Genomic DNA, 13,801 nt, shown 5'->3' with positions numbered 1-13,801 from the left:
CAAGAGGGCGGGTGGTCCCGCCCTCTTTCCTTTTTCGAAGGCCCTAAAGGGTTAAACCGTTGGCCCGTCCTGGACGTTTTCCTTTGCCGTTTTACCGCGGAGGTCCCTCACCACCAGCCAAAGGCCGAAGAGGATAAGGCCCAAAGGCCACCAGTCGGCGAGAAAAGAGAGGTCCAGGGGGTAGAAGTTGCTGTAAAGCAACAACGCCCCGGCCAGCAGGAGCACAACCCCCATGGTGAGGTTGCCCTTGCCAAAGGTGGACTGCGGTGCCGAGACCAGCGGCGCTCCTGGGGGTGCGGCAGCCAGGAGGGTGGCCATGCGGTGGGCGTCGAACATGGTGAAGAAGAAGACAAAGGCAACCAAAGCCCCGGAAAGATCGGCATGATCCGCAAGCCAAAGGGCCGCCAGGAACGCGGCAAAAAACGCCACACCGCGCTGGTACAAGCCCAGGTAAATATGGCCCAATCCCGGCAGCAGCGAAAACAGCACCGCCAGGCCCGGGGATTTATGCCCATAGGGCCTGGGTTCCGGGGGGGGTGGGGGTAACGGGCTCGATGGCGTGCTCATGTTCGTCCTTCCTCCTCACCTTCAGAAACGGGTTTTTGCGGCTTGAGGTTTTTGTCCTGGGGAGAAACCGTCTCTTGCCAGAAAGACACGGCCTTGGAAAGAGAGTCGCGGGCCAGCTTTTGGGTTTGGGAAAGCCACGCTTTGACTTCCTTTTCCGCCCAACGCAGGCGGTTAGTAACCGCGGCTTGCCCGTAAAAGAACGCATCGGAAACCTTGCCCACCGCTTCCCGGCTGATCACCTCGCTGTTACCCATCGCCAGGAAAATCGTCCCGGCAAGGATGTACACCGCCGCGGCTGCCAACCGCCAGCGCCGTCCCTTGCTTTCGATCCGCGGCAGGGGGATAGCCGCCAACCGGGGAAGCAAACCCTGGGGGGCCCTGGTCACCTCACCCACCTGCTTGACCGTGGCCAGGGCGTCCCAGGTGGTGCGGCAGGCGGGGCACTGGGCCAGGTGGTCCATGAGCGCCATCCGCTGCTCTTCGCTGGCTTCCCGATCCAGTACGGCGCTGGCCGCCTCACACGCCTGCTCGCAAGCCAGGGGCAGCCGGGGGAGAGCGGCAATCTTGGCCACCAGCTCGGAGGGCGCCCGCAAATCGCGGACGGTTTGCCCGGCCGTGGTGACGTCGGGCCAGGCGGCCATGAGCGTGGTGCAAGCGGGACAGCTGGCCACGTGCTCGGCGAGCTCGGAGGGGAGTTGCGAATGCCCCTCCTCCAAGAAGCGCAGAAGCTCCACACAGAGGGTCATGCGGGTGCCTCTGGGGCGGCAGCCCCCACCATTTGCCTAATGGCCATCGCCAGCTCCCGGCGGGCGCGGTTTAAACGGGATTTCACGGTACCCAGGGGCAAATCAAACTCCGCCGCCAGCTCCTCGTAGCTCCAGTCGGCAAAGTCCCGCAGAAGCAAAAGCTGAGCCAGTTCTTCGGGGAGGCGCTGCAACGCTTGATGGGCCATCTCCAGCCGTTGCTTGCGCACCGCCCGGGTGAACGGGTCGTCCCCGGAGGGCAAGGTGGCCAGGAACTCTTCGTCAAGCCAGGTGGCTTCCCGAGCCTTCCGGGTGCGCCGGTAGTGGTCCACAAACAAATTATGAGCCACCCGATAGGCCCACGCGCGGAAGGAGGAACCGGGCACGTACTGGTGCAGGTTTTGCCAGATGCGGATGTACACCTCCTGGGTGAGGTCTTCGGCTTCGGCGCGGTTGCGAGTGAAGCTCACCGCCATGCGGTAAATGTGATCGGCTGTGGCCCGCACCAGTTCCTCCCAGGCCAAGGGATCCCCCGCCTTACACCGCTCCACCACCCGATCCAAGCTCACCTCCTCCATCCGAAAGACCCCAACGTATTTTCCCACGGTTGGGTTCTGAAATTTTTCACTCCCTTGGCGGCTTAACGAAAGTGTTGGAAAATCATGGGGGAGAGGGTGGGGCGATGGCAGAGCAGAACTTGCGGGCAAGGGTTGAACAGGCACTGGCGGACTTGCGGCCGGCTTTGGCCATGGACGGGGGCGACGTGGAGCTGGTGGGGATTGCCGACGGGGTGGTGCGGGTGCGGCTCATGGGGGCCTGCTCCGGTTGTCCTATGGCGGCCATGACCTTGGTGGGGTTCGTGGAGGAGCGCCTCAAGAGCCAAATCCCGGAAATCCGCGGTGTGGAAAGCGTGTAGCTCCTAACGCCGGGATACAAGCCACACAACGAGGGTTAGCAGCGCCGAGAGCAAAAGGGAAGTGGCCAGGGGAAAGTAAAAGGTCCAGTTGCGCCCGCGAACCACGATATCCCCCGGCAGCCGCCAACCGATCTTGTCCCAAATAATTAAGAGCGCGCCGAACACCATGAGAAGCGCGCCCGTGGCAAGGAGCAGCCGACCCACAGTCCCCATACCGGAATTATGGTAGCGCCGGTGAAGGCTTGAGGCATGCAAACCAGGTGCTCTGGGCCTGGGCCTGCAAGGTCGGGTCCCGTCGGGGGCCTGTTCCACGCCGGGGTTTTTGCCCGCCCCGCCGATATTTCACCCTGGGCCGGCGCGCTGGCGTTTGACCGTTTCGAACCTGAGGATTAGACTTTTTGTCACCTGCTCAGGAAGTGCAGGGAGAAAGGAAGGGTACGGAAGTGCAGAAGTTGCGGGTTTTCACATTGGCGATGCTGGCCGTAGCGGTGCTGGCGGCGCCGGCCAGCTCTGGCGTTTACTACGAGGCCCGCACCACCGGTGAGGGCAAGGGCAGTGAGCTTCAGGCAGCCACCGTCAAGGCCTGGGTTTCCGGCGATAAGGCCAAAATTTTCTTCGAAACGACCGGTAACCCTATGATGAAGCCGGGGGATTACCTGCTGGCTTTTGGGGGCGGGCAAACCTTGTACCTGGTGAGCCCCAAAGACAAGACGTACACCAAGTGGGATATGGATGCGATGATGCAAATGGCCGCCGGCTTTACCAAGATGATGAAAATGGAAATCCACGACGCCAAGGTGGAAAAGCTGGAGGAAAGGCCGGGAGAAATTGTGGCTGGCCTGCCCACGATTTACTACAAGTTTCGCACCACCTACCGGCAAACCATGAAGTTCATGATGATGAGCCAGGACAACCGCGTGGAAGAGGTTCGCGAGCTGTGGGTGGCGCCGGATCTGGTGGAAAAAGCGTTGGGCGTGTACCTGCGGAAGACCCCTCCCAAGACCCCGTCGGAGGACTTTAACCGCCTGCTGGCTTTGGAGCTTGAAAAGGTGAAGGGTATCCCGTTGAAAATCCGCACTGTAACCACCACCCAGGACAAGAAGGGGGCCACGCAAACCACGGTGGTCACCATGGAGGTCACGAAGTTACAGGTAATGCCGGTCCCTGACAGCACCTTCGAAATCCCCGCAGGTTACCAGGAGGTGTCGCTTTTGCCCACGGGCGAAAGCCCGGACCAGGGGGAAGGGGAAGAAAACCCCATGTTGAAGCTGCTTGGCGGCAAAAAGAAGCAGTAAGCCCATTCGCTTTTGAACTTCCGGCGGCGGGCAAAACTTGGCCCGCCGCTTTTCGTACAATGGCTCCATTGCGGAGGCGCCCATGAAGGTTCGGTTTTTTACAGCGTTTTTGGGGTTATGGGCAGCGGTGGCTATGGCCAGCAGCCTGGAGGTTTTGCCACCGGCTGGTTTGGATCCCGCCGTCCCCACGATCAAGCAGGTGCTGGGCTACGACTGGGGTGAGGAGATCAGCGATCCACTGCAAATTGAGCGGTACGCTGAAGCTCTGGCCCAGGCCGCTCCCGATCGGGTGAAGCTCATCCCCTACGCCACCTCGTTCGAGGGGCGCAAGCTTTTGCTCTTGGTGGTGGGTAAGCCGGAAAACGTATCGCGCGTGGAGGAGGTCGCTGCCAAGCTCAGGAGCCTTGCCGATCCGCGGCTTAAGACCGCGGGGGACAAGTCCTTGCCGGCTGATTTGCCGCTGGTGGTTTGGCTGGTGGGCTCGGTGCACGGCGACGAAGCTTCCGGCGGGGAAGCAGCGCTGGCTCTGGCCTACTACCTGACCGCCGTTCGCTCTCCGGAGGTCCAAAGGCTTTTGGATGAAGTCCTGGTGGTCCTGGATCCCATGCAAAACCCCGACGGCCGGGCGCGCTTTGTGGCCTCCACCCGCCAGGCCCGCGGGCTGGTACCCGACGAAAACCCCGCCTCCGCCGAGCACGTGCAGCCCTGGCCCGGGGGGCGCTTTTCCCATTACCTCTTCGATTTGAACCGCGATTGGTTTGCTCTCACCCACCCGGAAACCCAAGGGCGGGTGGCCCGCATGCTGTGGCTGCCCCCCCAGGTGGTGGTGGACCTCCACGAAATGGGTGCAGAACAGGGTTACTTTTTCCCACCCCCGGCTGACCCCCACAACCCCCTGGTTTCCCCCGAGCAGGGGAAGCTCTGGGAGCTTTTGGGCGGGCGTTTAGCCGCGGCGTTTGACGAGGCGGGCATCCGCTTTTGGACCCGGGAAACCTTTGATGCCTTTTACCCCGGGTACGGTGAGTCCTGGCCGTTCTTCGGAGGGGCTTGTGGGGCTACCTTTGAGCAGGCCTCTACCCGGGGCATGGCGGTTCGCTTGCGCAGCGGTGAGGTCCTGCGCTACCGCGACGCGGTGGCTCACCACCTGCTGGCGGCTTTCGTTACCGTGAAGACCGCAGCGGAACACAAAAAGGCTTTCTGGAACGGGTTCTTCACCTATCGCCAAAGGGCGGTGGAAGAAGGGAAGGGCCTAGCTTATGTGTGGGAAGCCAGCAAGGAAGGAGCGGAGGAGCTGGCCCGGCTGCTGGCCCGACAGGGGCTGGAGGTTTTTCGGCCTGGCTCCGGGCCGTGGGCCGGGTCGTACGTGCTTCCGCTTTCCCAGCCTTTGGGCCGGCTGGCGCGGGTGCTTTTGAGCGAGGAGGTGCCGCTTCCCAAGGACTTTGTGGACCTGCAGGTGAAGCGGGAGGCCAAGCGGTTGCCCGATGAAATTTACGACGTGACCGCTTGGTCTTTGCCTCTGCTCTGGAACCTTCCGGTGCGGGAGGAAAAGGTCAACGTGGGGGACGGGTGGACGCAGGTGAACCCCGAGGCGCCCCTCCCGTACGGCGTCGAAGGGCAGGGTAAGGTGGCGTTCCTCCTTCCCTGGGAGGGGCTTTCCTCGGCCCGCGCAGTGGTGCGGCTTTTAGCCCAGAACATCAAAGCTGGCGTAGCGGAAAAGGCGTTTATTATCGCCGGAAAGCCCTACCTGGCAGGTACGGTGGTGGTTCGCCGCCAGGGGAACCCCGAAAAGCTCCGGGAGATCCTCGAGGGGGTCGCCCGGGAAACCGGCGTGCGGTTTTTTGGCACCGACACCTCCATGGCCGATTCCGGTATTGACCTGGGGTCCAACCGCGTGCATGCGCTGGTGGCACCGCGGGTGGCGCTCCTGTGGGACGCTCCCACCAGCCCCACCGCTGCAGGGCACCTGCGCTACGCCCTGGAGCAGCAGCTGGGTCTTTCTGTCACGCCGGTGCGGGTGAGCAGCTTGCCTTCCGCCGATCTTTCCCAGTTCTCCGTGATTGTGCTTCCCGATGGGTTTTCTGCTGCTGCCTACGCCCGGGTTTTGCCTCCGGAGGCTGTGGATCGCCTCAAGTACTGGGTGAACGAGGGTGGGGTGCTGATTGCCGAAGGGGAAGCCGCGGCGTTTTTGACCGGGGAAAAGGTGGGGCTCTTGGCTTCCACGTTGGAAAAGCGGGGTGGGGCTGCCAAGGACAAAGAAAAAACGGCGTCCGGCAATGCCCCAGCGGGCCAGGAGGCACCCACGGACTATGAAAAGCTGGTACAGCCCGAGGAGGAGCAGCCCCCACAGGTGCCCGGGGCCATCCTCGCGGTGACGCTGGATACCCAGCACCTTCTGGCAGCAGGGTTTCCTGACGGCAAGGTCCACGCGCTGGTGAACTCCCGGCGGATCTTTACGCCCCTGAAGCTCAACAAGGGGACCAACGTGGGTGTGTACGCCGCCGAAGGGGAGCTAGTGGCTTCTGGGTTTCTCTTTCCCGAATCCAAAAAGCAACTTCCCCACAAGGGCTACCTCATGGTGCAACGGCACAGCAAAGGCATGGTGGTGGCTTTTGCCGAGCCGCCGGCCTTCCGCGGGATGAGCCGGGCCACCACGCTGCTCCTCGCCAACGCCGTGCTCTTTGGCCCTGCCTTGGTACCATAAGCCATGCACTTCTGGTGGTGGTTGGTCTTTGGCGGCTTGGTGCTGGGGGCTCTGGCCCTCGATCTTTTGGTTTTCCATCGCCACGCCCATCGCGAGAGCATGCGCGAAGCGGTGACCTGGAGCGTTGTTTGGGTAGGTCTGGGTTTGGCGTTTGCGGTGTTTGTGGCGGTGGTGGAGGGGAGGGATTCGGCCCTCGCCTACCTCACGGCGTTTTTAATTGAAAAATCGCTGTCGGTGGACAACCTCTTCGTTTTCGTGGGGCTTTTCGCGTACTTCGGGGTGCAGCCGGAAAACCAGCACCGGGTGCTGTTCTGGGGCATCCTGGGGGCCATCGTCATTCGCGGTTTGTTCATTTTCGTGGGGATCAGCCTCATAACCCACTTCCACTGGGTGAACTACCTGCTGGGGGCGATCCTGTTAGCCACCGGCGCCAAGCTTGCCACCGGAGGGGAAGAGGTTCACCCGGAAAAAAACCTGGTGGTGCGCTGGGCAGCGCGTATTTTGCCGTTTACCAAGGAGTTTCACGGTGAGTCTTTTGCCGTCAAGGGCGACCGGGGGCTGCGGTTTACCCCGCTGTTTCTGGCGCTCATTGCCGTGGAAGCCACCGACGTGATGTTTGCTGTGGACTCCATCCCCGCAGTTTTGGCCATTTCCTCCGATCCTTTTGTGGTGTACACCTCCAACATCTTTGCCATCCTTGGCTTGCGGGCGTTGTATTTCGTGTTGGTGGGGGCCCTGCGCTCGCTCAAGTACCTGCGCCCGGCGCTAGCCCTCATCCTGGTTTTGGTGGGTGTGAAGATGATGGTGGCGGACTTTTACCACGTGGAAACCTGGGTTTCGCTGTTGGTGGTGGGTGTGCTTCTGGGAGGGGCCACGGTGCTTTCGCTGTGGGAAACAAGCCGCGAGCGCAAAGGGAAAAACCTTCGGTCGAAGAAGCGCCAAGGCGGGGAGTAAGCCCGCCACAAACGTAAGGGGGTACAATGGCCGTGGGGATGAACGGCAATGGCGCACTTTACCGTCACGTGTCCGCACTGTAAGAGCCTCCTGGAAATTGACGGCGAGGCACAGGTGGTGATTGCGGCAAAGCCGCCGGAGGAAAAAAAGGCCACCGCTTCCCTGGAAGAGCGTCTCAAGCAGCTGGAGGAGGAAAAAAAGCGGGCGGCCGACAAGCTGGCCGAAGCCATGCGCGCCGAACAGGCCGGCTCCCGGGTGCGGGAGGAGAAGTTCCGCAAGCTCCTGGAAGGGGTGAACCCCGACGAGGCTCCGGAAAAGGTCATCAAAGACGTGGATTTGGATTAGGGTGGCTGGCTTTTTCACCTTGTTCCGGCGCAAGCTCCACCACCGTGGCACCCCAACCGCCCCGTTCGGGCGGTGCTTCGTATGCACGCAGCACGTAAGGGAGGCGCGCCAGGAGCCTGGCCACCCGAGCCCGGGCTACCCCTTTCCCGCGCCCGTGAATGAGGCGCACCTCTCGCAAGCCGCGTTTTCTCGCTTCCTCCAGGTACGCTTCCACCGCGGCTTCCAGGTCTTTCGGGTGAAAGGTGTGGAGGTCGAGGCTGTCCTCGATGGGCAAAACGTGAGGCTCGGGTTTGTTTGCGTCCACAGGTAAACGATAGCAGGAGGTGGCATGAAGCTGTCGGTGGTGGTGCCGGTGTACAACGAGGAAAAAACGGTGCGGGAGATCCTGGATCGGGTGGTGCGGGCCCCGCTGCCCGAAGGCATTTCCGAGCTGGAGCTGGTGGTGGTGGATGACGCCTCCACCGATAGCACCGCCGAGGTGCTGCGGGGCTACCAGTTGCCCGGAGACGTGAGCCGCCCCACCACCATGACCGTGCGCCGTCATGAGAAAAACGCCGGCAAGGCGGCGGCTTTAGCCACGGGCTTTGCCCTGGCCACCGGCGACGTGATTCTGGTGCAGGACGCCGATCTGGAGTACGACCCGCAGGACTACCCGGTGCTGCTGGGACCCATCCTCGCGGGGAAGGCGGATGTGGTGTACGGGAGCCGCTTCCTCTCCGGACCGCATCGGGTGCTGTTCTTCTGGCATTACGTGGGCAACAAGCTCCTCACCACAATTTCCAACATGTTCACCGACCTCAACCTCTCGGACATGGAAACCTGCTACAAGGTGTTCACCCGTGAGGTCAAGGAAAAGCTACGGATTACTTCTAAGCGTTTTGGCTTTGAGCCGGAGTTTACCGCACGGGTGGCGCGGATGGGGGTCCGCATTTACGAGGTGCCCATTTCCTACCATGGCCGCACCTACGCCGAGGGCAAGAAGATCGGCTGGAAGGACGGCTTTGAGGCCATCTGGTGCATCCTCAAGTACAACCTCTGGGATCGGGGCTAAAGAGCGCTTGCCACTGCGAAAGCAAGGATGTGCTTTGCGGGTCCCCCTCATGCGGAGCCCAGGGGGCAAAGTCCTTATCGGTGAGGGGCTCGTAGGGTCCCGGTTTAACCTCAAAAAGCACGGTGTTTGGCGCCAGCGCCACCACCGTGTGCAGCACCCCGCCAGGGATTTCCACCGCCACCAGGGCTTCCGGGGCCAGGAGGTGTTTTTCCGTCACCTGGCCGTGCTCGTCAAACACCAGCACCCCGGCCCTTCCCTGAAGCAGCACAAAGAGCTCAAACTTCCCGGGGGCGTGGCGGTGGGGACGCACGTAGGTTGGCGGCTCCAGGCAGTTAAAGAACCGCTGGATAGCGTCATCTAACTGCGGGTGGAGGTTGTAGTTGCTGCGTTGGCGCTGCGCCCTTTGGGCGGCCGCCACGGTGGCTTTCAGCTCGGCTTGGGGAAAGACCCGGCATGTGCTCATGCCGGGTAGGCACCGGTGATGTAGTTTTCCAGCATGCGGATTTGAAACTCCTGATCCTTGGAAATCCACCGCACCAAGTCACCAATGGAAATCAAGCCCACCACCTTGCCCTTTTCCACCACCGGCAGGTGCCGGCATCGGCGCTCGGTCATGATGGCCATGGCTTCCTTCACCCGGGTGTCCGGCTCCACCACCCAGACGTCCCGGGACATGACCTCCCGCACCTTGACCTTTGCCGGGTCCTTCCCCGCCACCACCACCCGCCGCATGAGGTCCCGTTCGGAAAAGATGCCCACCGGCTTGTCGCCGTCCACCACCAGAAGCGAGCCCACGTTGTGGGCATCCATGGCGCGGGCGGCCTCCAGCACCGTGGCTCCCGGGGCCACGGTGTAAACCTTGCTTCCTTTTTCCCGAAGGACAGCAGCGATGGTGTCCATAACCCACCTCCCCGGCTTTGCAAAACTAGCTTACCACGGGGTCCAGGGGAGATGAGGGAGCAAGCAGCTTTTAGTTGGTGCTTTCCTCGAAGAAACGGCGGATGGCCTCCGGGAGATCGGGGATGAACAGAGAAGACGGGTCGTCCCCCGTCCACTCCTGGGGGAGAAGGGAAGCGTAAGGCTGTTGCAGAAAGCGGCGGCAAACCAGGACGATCACCCCCCGGTCTTCGGCGGAGCGGATGAGCCGGCCGGCCGCCTGCACCACCCGGGTCATGCCGGGAACGAGGTAGGCGTACAGGAACCCTTTTCCCGACCGATGGTCGAAGTAGTTTTTCAAAAGCTCGCGTTCCGGGCTCACCTGGGGCAACCCCGGCGATACCACAATGACCTCGGAAAGCATCTCCCCCGGGTAGTCCACCCCTTCGGCAAAGGCCCCACCCAGAACCCCCAAAAGCAGCACCGCCCGGTGGTTGGTTTGCAAAAGGCGCAGCATTTCCTCGCGCATGAGGTCGGAGTCCTGGCTCTTTTGCACCAGCACCTCGTGGGTCTCCACCACCAGGCGCGAAGCCACTTCCTGCAAGAAGCGGTACGAGGGGAACAGCACCAGCGCGTTTTTCCCCGGGGGTAAGAGCTCGGGGATGAGCTCGGCAATGGGCCCGTAAGCGTGGCCGCGGTGGCGGTAGGAGGTGTCCACGCTGTCCACCACCGCCACCAGGCGGTTTTCTTTGGGAAACGGCGAAGGCAAAGCCAGAGTATCGGTGCGATCGGGATCGAACCCCAAAAGCTCGCGGTAAAACTCGAAGGGCTGCAGGGTGGCGGACATGGCCACGCAGCTGTGGCAGGCGTCCAGGATGGGGCGCAGGAAAGGCGAGGGATCCAGGCAGTAAAGCCGCAGGCTCTCGTCGCCGGGCTGGCCGGCGGTGGGCTCTTTGTCCTGCCGCTCGGCTAGGCTCACCAGCTCCGGTCTGCCGGTTTCCAAAAGCTCCAAAAAGCGGGCCAGCACCAGCAGCAACTCCACCACCGGATCGGAGGAAAGCCACAGCTCCTGCTGGCGCTTAAACGCAAAGTAGGGGACCATGAGCGCGTCCAGCTGGAGACGGGCCTGGCGGAGCACCTCCACCGGGGGTTCGGCCAGGGCCGCTTGCCCTTTTCCGCGGGTGGCTTCGGCTATGGTCTTGGCCAGCGCTTGATCGAGCTCCTGAAAGATGGCGGTGAGCTCCCGGCACACCTTGGTGGTGAACTGGCCGGTGATGTTTGCAGCTCTGGCTAACGCGGAGCGGGAAAGGCGGGGGGAGAAGTACTCCCGGGCGCGGTCCACCAGGTTGTGGGCCTCATCCACCACCAGGATGAGGTCGCCCAGGCTGCCGGTTTCGGGGCGACCGAAAAGCGCAATCCCGGGGTCAAACACGTAGTTGTAATCGCAAACCACCGCAAGGGTTTCGGGGACCGTTTCCAGCTGGGCAATGAAGGGGCAAACGCCTTCCGCTTGGGCGGCAGCAAACACCGTGTTGGGGTCCACGTGGGACCACTGGAGGAGTCTTTCCACCAAGCGGCTTGAAGCCAATTTGGCAGGCAGGTCCTGGATGTAGTCGCAAAACTCCTCGTGGCAAATGACCTCGCGGTTGGCGCACATCTTGGCTTTGGCGCGGATTTGCACGGTGCGGAAGCTGCCGTCGTTCATGGCCACCAGGGTTTCCACCGCCAGCTTCTGCTGCAGCGTTTTGGCGGTGCAAAAGACCAGGCGCTTGCCGGTCATCAGGGCCTGGCGCAGGGCGGGGAAAAGGGCCGCCGCGGTTTTGCCCACGCCGGTGGGTGCCGAAAGCAACAGATGACGGCCCGAAGCCACCGCTTCTTCCACCGCGGCCATGGCTTCCCGCTGCACCGGCCGCACCTCTGGAAAGGGAAAGGCGAGCCGGGCGGCGGTTTGCTGCCAGCGGGCCAAAAGCGCTGCCCGCTCTTCCGCCTCGTGGATGAAGACCGAAAGCCGGCTTTTGAGGTAGGCCTCCACCTGCCCCGGCGACCACCGCACCTCCTCCACCCGCTCCTCTTCGCCGCCCAGGTCCACCAAACGCAATCGGGCCTGGGCCTGGCCCTCGGGGTAAAGGCAGTAGGCGTAAAGCCGCACCTGCCACTGGAAGCGCTGGCGCAAAAGCTCCGCTTCCGGCCGGAAGAGGTCCGTCCGGAAATGCAGGGTCTTGATTTCTTCCACCACCGGCTTGCCCTGGGGCGGGCTAAAAACCCCGTCGCACCGACCGCTCACCAAAAGCGTCCAGCCCTTCAGAGGGATTTCCGCTTCCACCACCACTTCCGGTTGGTAGCTGGGGTCTTCCTGGGCCAGCCGCGCCTGCACCAAGCGGTGCAGCTCCGAGCCCACGGAAAGCCGCACCCACCCCTCCCCCGGCCACCCCGAGGTGGCGGCTTCCGGTAGGAGGTCGTGCACCGAAGCCCAGACCTTCCGGTTGGGGAGATCTACCTTGACGGCCACGGCGGCATTGTACGGGCTTTTTTACTCGTGCATGGCCATGAGGTGCCAGGCCAGCAAGCGGTCGTTCATGGCCCGCAAGCGCCGGCACAGGATCTGGCACATGAGGGTGAGGAACTGACAGGCGGCGTCGGGGTCCAGGTCCAGCACCTCTTCCAGGCGGGAGCGATCCACCACGAAGAGCGTGCAACCTTGGGTGTGGGCGCGGGCATCGGCGCTGCGCGGTTCATCGTCAATGAGCGCCATTTCCCCGAAGATCTCGCCGCGCCCTAAGATGGCCAGCGCTTCTTCCCCCAAGCCCGGGAGGTTGCGGGAAATGCGCACCTGACCGTCCACCACGATGTAAAGCTCGTCGCCCCGCTGTCCTTCCGCAAAGATGAGGGTTTCGGGGGGGAAGCGAACCTCCCGCGAATAGGTGGCCAAAAGCCGCAGCTCGGAAGCGGATAAGCCCTGCTCCCGCAGGAGCGCCACCTTGTCGGCGGGATCCAACCGCACCGGCTCTCCCGCTTGCCCGGCGGTCTGGCGAACCGCGGTGCGTCCCGGGGCAATGATGCGGTTCATGGCGCTGTTGGCCATGCGGATCTTGCTGGCCAGAGCGTGCCAGAAGGACCACAAAAGCGCGGCGTGCAGCTCGCGGTTGGTGTGGATCAGGCGGGAAAGCTCCTCCGCTTCCCAGCGCAGGATCACCGCCGGTTCCGTGATGATGAGCGACGAGGAGCGGGGGCGGCGGTCCAAAAACGCCACCTCGCCCACCAGATCGCCGGCGGAAAGCGACGCCTGCACCTGCGCACCCACCGGCGTGCGGCGCACCACCTGGACCGTTCCCGAAAGGATGAGGAAGACGTCGTAATCCTCCTGCCCTTCGTTGGCCAGGGTTTGAGCGGCCCGGAACTGCTCCTTGCGTGCCACCTGCACCAGCTGCAAGAGCTGGGCATCGGTAAAGTGGCGGAAAACCTTGAAGCGGCGCACATCCAAGGCCAGGCGCAGGAGGTCTTCCTGGGGCACGGCAGGGCGGGTGGGTTTGCGTCCCAACCCCACCAGGGGGTAGGCGGAGAACAGCCGGGCCCGGGTCAGCGCCACATGGTCGCAGGCCCGCTGCAGTAACTGCGCCCGCTGGCGGTGGAGCTCGGCCAGCTCCTCCCGGGAGAGACGACACAGGTTAGCCAGGGTTTCCACACGCCGGCGGGCCGCGGCTTCTTCCGCATCGCTGACACCCTGGGTAAGCAGCAGGGCGTCCACCGCGTGGCGCAGGGCCTCCAGGTAATCCTCAAGCTCCAGGGCAATGCGGGCGCATTCCACCGCCAGCTTGCGGTCCAGAGGGTTAAGGCGGCGGGCCTGGACGAACTCCTCCAGGGCGGCGCGCAGGTCCCGGCGGCGAAGGTGGAGGTAACCGGCACCGGCGTAGGCCAGGTAGTGAAAGGGCGCCCGCAGCTTGGCCAGGTCAAACATCTCCTGGGCGCGCCCCAGCTCCCCACGCCCTTCCAAGATGCGCGCCATGCCCACGGCATGGGAGGCCTCCAGGTTGCGGCGCTTGTACTCCCGCTCCGGGTCCTCCGCCGACTTGGCCAGCTCCTTGAGCACCAGCATGCGCTTGCGCAGGGGCTCGGCGCGGGGGGTGAGGGTGGCGGCAATTTCCAAAACCTCGGCGGCAAAGGTGTACTGCCCTGCAGCCGCAAGCCTCTCCGCCAGTGCCGAAAGCTTTTCGGCAAAGATGGGGTGCGGTTCCACCGGGTTCCTGCTCATAAACTTGGCACCAACGCCAGTTTACGGTCCCCTTTTAGGGCTGTCAAACGCGCGTTGCGGCCTTGGGTGGCTGCGGTGGCGGTAGGGTTTGCGGGAAAGTAACA

General features: G+C 63.1%; 15 protein-coding genes. 6 read left to right on the top strand and 9 right to left on the bottom strand.

What is annotated here, in order from left to right; all coding sequences use genetic code 11:
- Positions 1-51: 51 nt before the first annotated feature.
- From EG19_RS08765 to EG19_RS08755, 3 genes are read right to left on the bottom strand one after another with little or no spacing between them, the layout of a single operon-like run.
- Positions 52-567 (bottom strand): LiaI-LiaF-like domain-containing protein, encoded by a 516-nt coding sequence (locus EG19_RS08765; RefSeq protein WP_152544006.1) that lies wholly within the window; start codon positions 565-567, stop codon positions 52-54.
- Positions 564-1,313, bottom strand: a complete 750-nt coding sequence (locus EG19_RS08760; protein WP_038049784.1) for an anti-sigma factor family protein — start codon at positions 1,311-1,313, stop codon at positions 564-566. The genes EG19_RS08765 and EG19_RS08760 overlap by 4 nt, the downstream gene beginning before the upstream one ends.
- The gene (locus EG19_RS08755) at positions 1,310-1,915 is read right to left on the bottom strand and encodes an RNA polymerase sigma factor (protein WP_152544005.1); all 606 of its coding nucleotides are present in this window, start codon (positions 1,913-1,915) and stop codon (positions 1,310-1,312) included. Before EG19_RS08755 ends, EG19_RS08760 begins: the two co-directional genes overlap by 4 nt.
- A 77-nt stretch (positions 1,916-1,992) precedes the next feature.
- Here EG19_RS08755 and EG19_RS08750 point away from each other — a divergent pair, with 77 nt between their 5' ends.
- Positions 1,993-2,226, top strand: coding sequence for a NifU family protein (locus EG19_RS08750; protein ID WP_200867133.1), 234 nt, complete (start codon positions 1,993-1,995; stop codon positions 2,224-2,226).
- A gap of 3 nt (positions 2,227-2,229) precedes the next feature.
- Here EG19_RS08750 and EG19_RS08745 read toward each other — a convergent pair whose 3' ends face one another.
- Positions 2,230-2,439 (bottom strand): DUF2905 domain-containing protein, encoded by a 210-nt coding sequence (locus EG19_RS08745; protein ID WP_038049782.1) that lies wholly within the window; start codon positions 2,437-2,439, stop codon positions 2,230-2,232.
- A gap of 239 nt (positions 2,440-2,678) precedes the next feature.
- On the opposite strand from EG19_RS08745, the gene EG19_RS08740 reads away from it, so the two are divergent.
- The 4 genes from EG19_RS08740 (at position 2,679) to EG19_RS08725 (ending at position 7,521) form a co-directional block, all read left to right on the top strand.
- Positions 2,679-3,521 (top strand): DUF4412 domain-containing protein, encoded by an 843-nt coding sequence (locus tag EG19_RS08740; protein WP_152544004.1) that lies wholly within the window; start codon positions 2,679-2,681, stop codon positions 3,519-3,521.
- A gap of 82 nt (positions 3,522-3,603) precedes the next feature.
- Positions 3,604-6,222, top strand: coding sequence for a M14 family metallopeptidase (locus EG19_RS08735; RefSeq protein WP_053335135.1), 2,619 nt, complete (start codon positions 3,604-3,606; stop codon positions 6,220-6,222).
- 3 nt (positions 6,223-6,225) lie between these two features.
- The gene (locus EG19_RS08730) at positions 6,226-7,176 is read left to right on the top strand and encodes a TerC family protein (protein WP_038049780.1); all 951 of its coding nucleotides are present in this window, start codon (positions 6,226-6,228) and stop codon (positions 7,174-7,176) included.
- Between the two features lie 48 nt (positions 7,177-7,224).
- The gene (locus tag EG19_RS08725; protein ID WP_038049779.1) at positions 7,225-7,521 is read left to right on the top strand and encodes a hypothetical protein; all 297 of its coding nucleotides are present in this window, start codon (positions 7,225-7,227) and stop codon (positions 7,519-7,521) included.
- On the opposite strand, the gene EG19_RS13180 is transcribed toward EG19_RS08725, so the two are convergent.
- Positions 7,499-7,825, bottom strand: coding sequence for a Smr/MutS family protein (locus EG19_RS13180; protein WP_081800057.1), 327 nt, complete (start codon positions 7,823-7,825; stop codon positions 7,499-7,501). The genes EG19_RS08725 and EG19_RS13180 overlap by 23 nt on opposite strands.
- A gap of 24 nt (positions 7,826-7,849) precedes the next feature.
- Here EG19_RS13180 and EG19_RS08715 point away from each other — a divergent pair, with 24 nt between their 5' ends.
- The gene (locus EG19_RS08715) at positions 7,850-8,572 is read left to right on the top strand and encodes a glycosyltransferase family 2 protein (RefSeq protein ID WP_038049776.1); all 723 of its coding nucleotides are present in this window, start codon (positions 7,850-7,852) and stop codon (positions 8,570-8,572) included.
- Here EG19_RS08715 and EG19_RS08710 read toward each other — a convergent pair.
- From EG19_RS08710 to EG19_RS12755, 4 genes are all read right to left on the bottom strand, one after another.
- A complete protein-coding gene (locus EG19_RS08710; RefSeq protein WP_038049774.1) occupies positions 8,544-9,035 on the bottom strand; it encodes a WbuC family cupin fold metalloprotein in 492 nt (163 codons plus the stop codon). The two genes, EG19_RS08715 and EG19_RS08710, sit on opposite strands and share 29 nt — an antisense overlap.
- Complete coding sequence (locus EG19_RS08705; RefSeq protein WP_038049773.1) at positions 9,032-9,472, bottom strand: CBS domain-containing protein; 441 nt, start codon at positions 9,470-9,472, stop codon at positions 9,032-9,034. The genes EG19_RS08710 and EG19_RS08705 overlap by 4 nt, the downstream gene beginning before the upstream one ends.
- Positions 9,473-9,542: 70 nt before the next feature.
- Positions 9,543-11,957: an ATP-dependent DNA helicase gene (locus tag EG19_RS08700; protein WP_152544003.1), complete on the bottom strand. Its 2,415-nt coding sequence runs from the start codon at positions 11,955-11,957 to the stop codon at positions 9,543-9,545.
- Between the two features lie 21 nt (positions 11,958-11,978).
- A complete protein-coding gene (locus EG19_RS12755; protein WP_152544002.1) occupies positions 11,979-13,697 on the bottom strand; it encodes a cyclic nucleotide-binding domain-containing protein in 1,719 nt (572 codons plus the stop codon).
- Positions 13,698-13,801 lie beyond the last annotated feature (104 nt).

Source organism: Thermoanaerobaculum aquaticum (genome assembly GCF_000687145.1).
Lineage (GTDB): Bacteria > Acidobacteriota > Thermoanaerobaculia > Thermoanaerobaculales > Thermoanaerobaculaceae > Thermoanaerobaculum > Thermoanaerobaculum aquaticum.
The sequence above is the reverse complement of the archived record's forward strand: the minus strand, read 5'-3'. Positions and strand labels throughout refer to the sequence as shown.